This window comes from Rheinheimera sp. (assembly GCF_036568245.1).
In the GTDB taxonomy this organism is placed as follows: domain Bacteria; phylum Pseudomonadota; class Gammaproteobacteria; order Enterobacterales; family Alteromonadaceae; genus Alishewanella.
The window spans coordinates 1-3,352 of the sequence record NZ_DATCSY010000393.1 but is presented as its reverse complement, the minus strand read 5'-3'; the positions used below and the strand labels follow the sequence as shown (position 1 = coordinate 3,352).

General features: G+C 51.3%; 3 protein-coding genes and 1 pseudogene. All 4 read left to right on the top strand.

All coding sequences use genetic code 11. The annotated features are described in order from the left end of the window. Window positions 1–224: pseudogene (locus tag VIN66_RS17645) on the top strand (isopenicillin N synthase family oxygenase); the annotation flags it as partial. A 55-nt stretch (window positions 225–279) separates the two neighbouring features. After that, window positions 280–1,437, top strand: a complete 1,158-nt coding sequence (locus VIN66_RS17640) for a PLP-dependent aspartate aminotransferase family protein (RefSeq protein ID WP_331925208.1) — start codon at window positions 280–282, stop codon at window positions 1,435–1,437. Between the two features lie 212 nt (window positions 1,438–1,649). Continuing rightward, the gene (locus VIN66_RS17635; protein WP_331925207.1) at window positions 1,650–2,195 is read left to right on the top strand and encodes a DUF1993 domain-containing protein; all 546 of its coding nucleotides are present in this window, start codon (window positions 1,650–1,652) and stop codon (window positions 2,193–2,195) included. 79 nt (window positions 2,196–2,274) lie between these two features. Then, the coding region (locus tag VIN66_RS17630; RefSeq protein ID WP_331925206.1) for a TonB-dependent receptor plug domain-containing protein at window positions 2,275–3,352 on the top strand (1,078 nt) is incomplete at its 3' end.

The following is a 3,352-nucleotide window of genomic DNA, read 5'->3' as shown; positions in this document are numbered from 1 at the left end:
GTATTGAGCGGTTGTCGTGCGCCTTTTTTATGGCAGCTCAGCTTGATGCGACGGTGCCCTTGTTACCACTGCCGGCAGAGCTGGCGCAGCAAGCTAAAGGCCCGGCCAGCGACCCGCTTAACCCGCTGTTTTATCAGGTGGGGCAAAATGTGTTAAAAGGCCGGCTACGTTCACACCCGGATGTGGCCGCAGCGCACTATAATGCGCTACAACATGTGGTTTAACCGTCCATTTTAAATCGCCGCCGTTGGCGGCAGATTTTTATAGAAGAGCCCAATAATGAAATTTAAAACCCAATTGCTGCACAGTAGCGGCGGCGATCAGCAAACCGGCGCTTTAACCACGCCGATTTATCAAAGCAGTACCTTTACCTATGGCTCTGCAGCCGAGGGCAAAGCCCGTTTTGCCGGTGAGCGCAGCGGCTTTATTTACAGCCGCATGGCAAACCCGACAGTGCAGGCACTGGAGCAGCAACTGGCTGTGCTGGAAGGTGCAGATGAAGCCCTGGTCGTTGCCAGCGGTATGGCGGCGGTTAGCAGTATTTTTTATGCGCTGGCAAGCGCAGGCGATGAAGTGGCGTTTATCGACCCGGTATATGGCGGTACTGCGGCCTTTTTGGTCAACACCCTAAGCCGAGCCGGTATTAATGTAAGCCGTTATGCCAGTGACGATGACTTGCTGGCCAATATTCACCCGGCGACTAAGCTGGTGCTGTTTGAGCCGATCACTAACCCTAATCTGAAGGTGACCGACTATCGCAAGATCAAAGCAGCGGCGGCGAAAACCGGTGCGATAACGGTGTGCGACAATACCTTTTTAACACCTTACCTGTTTAAACCGCTGGAGCACGGCATCGATTTAGTGATGCACAGTGGCACCAAGTATTTAAGTGGTCACGGCGATATTATTGCCGGTGTTGTGGCCGGACGCATTGAGCTGATGCAGGCGGTGCGTACCATAGCGCTGAAACATATCGGCGCAGCGATTGGCCCGCAGGAAGCGTATTTGTTGCAGCGCGGGCTACGCACGCTGGCGCTCAGGATGGATGCACACCTTGCCGGTGCGGCCAAAGTGGCGGCGTTTTTGGCGCAGCACCCGGCGGTAAGCAAAGTTATTTACCCCGGCCTGACAACCGATGCCGGTTACCCGGTACTGGCGGAAACTGTGGGCGCTTTTGGTGGCATGGTCAGCATTGAGCTGGCAGGCGGCTTTGCCCGCGCTGAGCAGTTCTTAGATAAATTAGCGCTGTTTACCCAGGCCGTCAGCCTGGGCGATCTGGAAAGTCTGGCCTGCCACCCGGCCAGCACGACGCATGCAGCGATGGATGCCCCGAGCCGCTTAGCTGCAGGGGTTACTGACGATTTAATCCGTTTAAGTATCGGCGTGGAAGACCCGGACGATCTGATTGCTGATTTAGCTCAGGCATTGCAGGTGTAATACCAGTATGCTCAGTGGCGTTAGCGCAAAAAATACTTTTATATTCCATAAGTGAATTAATTTATATGTTTACCTGTTAAAAAGTTATATTAAGATGTTTGAGTAGGTTTTGCTTACTCCTGCTTGTCACCTGTCCTTCGCGGCATCTTATGATGCCGCGTTTTTTACAGCGCAGGATAACTATCCCGTTTGTCCGGCACAGGAGAGGTAATATGGCTATCAGTTTGTATGACGTGACCGTCCCGGTTTTTATTCGCAGTTTAACCAATTTGGCCAGTTTTTTACGCAAAGCGGGTTATCAGGCCGCTTACAAAGGCTACCCGGCTGCCCTGTTATTACAAAGCCGTTTGTACCCCGATATGTATGAATTGTCGCAGCAGGTTAAACGGGCGGCAGATATCGCCAGTGAAACCATTGAGCTATACAGCGGAATTAACAGTGTAACCTTTACCGAAGATGTGGTGACGATTGAGCAGCACATTGCTTATGTAAACCACAGTATCAGTTACCTTTTAACAATAGCACCGCGACAGTTTGCAGGCTTAGAGCAACAAAGTTTTACCCTGCCGCCGCAGCACGAGGAGCGTTACAGCGCTTTAGGCTATGCTTTGTTTTATACCTTACCCAACTTTTATTTTCACATTACGACGGCCTATAACATTTTACGCCACAATGGTGTAGAAATAGGTAAACAGGATTATCTGGGCCTGCACAATTATCAGCAAGATGGCTGGCATAGTGACGGCTCTGGTATCTGACCCGGCAATATAACCAGGCAGAATTCAGGCAACATATCAGGTTTTATTACAATAACAGCAACACTTACAAGGAATGACTATGGCATTGCAAACAAAACTGACTGTATCAATTGGGCTGGCGCTGGCAGCAAGTTATGCTGGAGTAGCACAGGCACAACAGGAACAGGCTGACGTAGAGAAGATTTCGGTGATCGGCAGCCGTTTATCGGTGCGCTCGGCCACAGAAACCAGCGCGCCGCTGGATATTATCGGCGCAGATCAACTGGCCGCCACCGGTGCACTGGAAACCGCAAAAGCGTTACAGTTGCTGGTACCAAGTTTTAACTTCCCGACATCTTCTATTACCGACGGCTCTGATGCGGTGCGCCCGGCCAGTTTGCGTGGCTTATCGCCAGATCATACCCTGGTGCTGGTTAACGGTAAGCGCCGCCATGGCACGGCGTTAGTGCACCTTAACGGTACTATGGGGCGTGGCAGCTCGAATGTCGATTTAAACGCTATACCCATGTCGTCTATTAAACGCATTGAGGTATTACGTGACGGCGCTGCCGCGCAATATGGTTCAGACGCGATTGCCGGTGTTATTAATATCGTGCTAAAAGACCAGACACAGGGTACGGATGTCGCCATCAGCACCGGCCAAACCTATGAAGGTGACGGCGAATATTATAAAGCCAGCTTTAACTCGGGCTTTCAGTTTGGCCGCGATGGCTTTGTTAATTTCAGCGTAGAGCAGCAGCATAAAAATGCGACCAACCGCGCAGGGTTAGACCCACGCCAGCAATATGCCACCATAGACGGCGAGCCTGATCCGCGTGAGGCAAGCTTTAACCGGCTGAACCATGTGGTGGGTGATGCGTCGTTTGAACAACAGGCGGTATTTTTCAATGCAGGCTGGCGGCCGGACAATATACAGTTTTACGGTTTTGGTGGCGTAAGTCATCGTGAGTCTTCATCGGGTGCGTTTTACCGCCGAGCAGTGGACGATCGCAATTTAACTGAAATTTACCCGGACGGTTATTTACCGAAAATTGCACCGGAATCGACAGATTACTCTGTCACCGCTGGCGCCAGGTTCGAGCTGGCAGACTGGCAATTTGATGTATCGGCCGGTATTGGCGAGAGCGAGTTTGATTATTATGTGAATAATTCACTTA

Excerpts from the sequence above, each read along its gene's own strand:
- VIN66_RS17635 (WP_331925207.1), top strand. The coding sequence starts at position 1,650 with ATGGCTATCAGTTTGTATGACGTGACCGTCCCGGTTTTTATTCGCAGT.
- VIN66_RS17640 (WP_331925208.1), top strand. The coding sequence starts at position 280 with ATGAAATTTAAAACCCAATTGCTGCACAGTAGCGGCGGCGATCAGCAA.